Origin of the sequence: Mesorhizobium sp. M7A.F.Ca.ET.027.03.2.1 (assembly GCF_003999175.1) — a bacterium.
In the GTDB taxonomy this organism is placed as follows: Bacteria; Pseudomonadota; Alphaproteobacteria; order Rhizobiales; family Rhizobiaceae; genus Mesorhizobium.
The window spans coordinates 1-2,268 of record NZ_RZOM01001006.1; the positions used below are offsets into that span (position 1 = coordinate 1).

Here is a 2,268-nt window from a genome sequence, read left to right on the forward strand (position 1 = left end):
TTACTTATCGATCACCAATCCCCAAAGTTGACCCAACGGCGACATCCACAAGCGCTACAGGGCCGCAAGGTCCACCGGCGCGATCGTCACAGTGCATCGCAGAATGTGCCAACAATCAAAGGGGAACTGAGCATGAAATCGCGCAACGCAACTATCGCAATGGCCTTCGCCGCGGCATTGATGTCATCCGCCGCCTTTGCCGAAACCTCCGAACTGACAGTCTATACCGCCATTGAAGCCGAAGATCTCGCCCGCTACGCCGAGACTTTCACAAAGAGCCATCCCGACATCAAACTGAACTTTGTCCGCGACTCCACGGGTGTCGTTACCGCCAAGCTTTTGGCCGAAAAGGACAATCCGCAGGCCGACGTTGTCTGGGGCCTTGCCGCTACATCGCTTCTGGTGCTGAAGACCGAAGGCATGCTTGAGCCCTATGCGCCAAAAGGCGTCGAATTGCTCAAGCCGAAGTTTGTCGACAAGGACACGCCACCGGCCTGGGTTGGCATGGACGCCTGGGCGGCTTCGATCTGCTTCAACACCGTGGAGGGCAAAAAGCTTGGCCTCACCGAGCCGACCAGCTGGAAAGATCTTACCAAGCCGGAATACAAGGGTCACATCGTGATGCCGAACCCGGCCTCGTCCGGCACCGGCTTCCTCGATGTATCGAGCTGGCTGCAGTTGTTCGGCGAGAAGGATGGTTGGGCCTATATGGACGCCCTGCATCAGAATATTGATGCCTACACGCATTCTGGTTCGAAGCCGTGCAAAATGGCCGCCGCCGGTGAAACCGTAATCGGCATCTCGTTCGAGTTCCGCGCCGCGAAATCGAAGAAGGAGGGCGCTCCCCTCGATATCGTCATCCCGTCCGAAGGCATCGGCTGGGACATGGAGGCATCCGCGATCGTTGCGGGAACGAAAAATCTCGAAGCCGCCAAAACGCTGCTCGACTGGTCGATCAGCAAGGAGGCCAACGAGATGTACAATGTAGGTTATGCGGTTCTGGCTATGCCGAATGTCGCCAAGCCGGTCGAATTCCTGCCCGCAGATATCGAGTCCAAGATGATCGACAATGACTTCGAGTGGGCGGCCAACCACCGCAAGGTCATTCTCGACGAATGGACGAAACGCTACGACGCCAAGTCTGAGCCCAAGAGCTAGACGCGGAGCTTTTCGACAGGGCGCCGTCAGAGCGGCGCCCTTCTCGTAACTCTTCCCGGATGGTCAAAATGAGACACGAACCCGTCGCTGATCTATCGGCAACGCTGGCCGAGGTGCATCCCATGGCCGCTGCCGGCAACACCGTCTACCTACAGATCGAACATCTCTGGAAGGCCTTCGGCGAGTTCCATGCGCTGAAGGACATCTCGCTCGACATCAACGAAGGCGAATTCATCTGCTTTCTCGGCCCTTCGGGTTGCGGCAAGACCACGCTGCTGCGCGCCGTCGCCGGCCTCGACCTGCAGACCAGAGGCGTCGTCCGCCAGGGGGGCAGGGATATCTCAACGCTGCCGCCGTCAAAACGCGACTACGGCATCGTGTTTCAGTCCTACGCGCTGTTTCCCAATCTGACGATTGAAAGGAACATCGCCTTTGGCCTGGAAAACACCAAACGGCCGCGCGCCGAGATCGATGCCCGCGTCAAGGAATTGCTCATGCTGGTCGGCTTGTCCGATCAGGCGAAGAAATACCCAGCGCAGCTTTCCGGCGGGCAGCAGCAGCGCATCGCGCTCGCCCGGGCCATCGCCACCTCGCCCGGCCTGCTTCTGCTCGACGAGCCGCTGTCGGCGCTCGACGCCAAGGTGCGCGTGCACTTGCGCCACGAGATCAAGGGGCTGCAGCGCAAGCTCGGCGTCACCACGATCATGGTTACGCACGACCAGGAAGAAGCATTGTCGTTGGCCGACCGCATTGTCGTCATGAACCATGGCGTCATCGAGCAGGTCGGCAGCCCGACTGAAATCTATCGCCATCCCAGGACGCTGTTCGTCGCCGATTTCATCGGCGAGACCAACAAGTTCGATGCGACGGTAGGAGCAGATTCGGTAGGCTTCGGGACGAAGGCTTTCAGATGCGCGCCGCACAGCTTTGCGAACGGCGAAGCAGTCGTCGCCGCCATTCGGCCGGAAGACGTGATTCCACACGGGCCGGGCTCGCGCTCGCCCGGAGCACCCGATGTGGTGAAGACTTCGGAAAACCTGATCGAAGTGACCGTCGGTGAAATGGAATTCCTGGGTTCGTTCTGGCGCACCCGGCTGCGCGGCGGAGAGC

The 2,268-nt window shown here is 59.7% G+C and carries 2 protein-coding genes; both read left to right on the forward strand.

Annotated features, from left to right (window positions below; translation table 11 throughout):
• Positions 1 to 132 precede the first annotated feature (132 nt).
• Entirely contained in the window at positions 133 to 1,158 is a 1,026-nt protein-coding gene (locus EN750_RS30330) for a putative 2-aminoethylphosphonate ABC transporter substrate-binding protein (RefSeq protein ID WP_127398935.1), read from the forward strand.
• A 122-nt stretch (positions 1,159 to 1,280) separates the two neighbouring features.
• A partial coding sequence (locus tag EN750_RS30335) for a putative 2-aminoethylphosphonate ABC transporter ATP-binding protein (protein ID WP_127398936.1) occupies positions 1,281 to 2,268 on the forward strand: 988 nt, incomplete at its 3' end.

Excerpts from the sequence above, each read along its gene's own strand:
- EN750_RS30330 (WP_127398935.1), top strand. The coding sequence starts at position 133 with ATGAAATCGCGCAACGCAACTATCGCAATGGCCTTCGCCGCGGCATTG.